1 protein-coding gene is annotated in these 504 nt (G+C 59.7%); it reads right to left on the reverse strand.

All coding sequences use genetic code 11. The features are described from left to right. On the reverse strand, positions 1-461 hold a 461-nt coding region (locus NW837_RS15235), incomplete at its 3' end, for an aldehyde dehydrogenase family protein (RefSeq protein ID WP_414332482.1). Between the last annotated feature and the right edge of the window lie 43 nt (positions 462-504).

The following is a 504-nucleotide window of genomic DNA, read 5'->3' on the forward strand; positions in this document are numbered from 1 at the left end:
TAGTTCCAGGGGGTAATTTGAGCGCACACCCCCACCGGCTCTTTGCGAAAGAGGGAGGTGTAGCCCTTGGCATATTCCCCGGCGCTAAAGCCATGGATGTCGCGGGCGGCAGCGGCGAAGAAACGCAGATTATCCACCGCAAACGGCAGATCTCCCCCCAAGCTGAGGAACTCGTAGGGCTTGCCGGTGTTTTCCGATTCCAAGCGAGCCAATTCGGCGGCGCGAGCTTCGATTAGATCCGCCAATTTCCAGAGGGCCAGGGATCGCTCGCCGGGGGTAAGTTTCGACCAACGGCCATCGTAGAAAGCGGTCTGGGCAGCTTGCACCGCCCGATCCACATCGGCAGGGCTAGCATCCACCACCTCTGCCAGTTTCTCGCCGGTGGCCGGGTTCTCGATGGTCATCAACCCCCCCCCTTGGCTATCGACCCATTGGCCGTCGATCCAGAGTTTGTAGGCCATAGCGATGTCCTCAACAGCTTGGTGAAATGGCTCTCCCCATTGT

The sequence above is a fragment of the Synechococcus sp. R6-10 genome (assembly GCF_047461815.1).
Classification (GTDB): Bacteria; Cyanobacteriota; Cyanobacteriia; order Thermostichales; family Thermostichaceae; genus Thermostichus.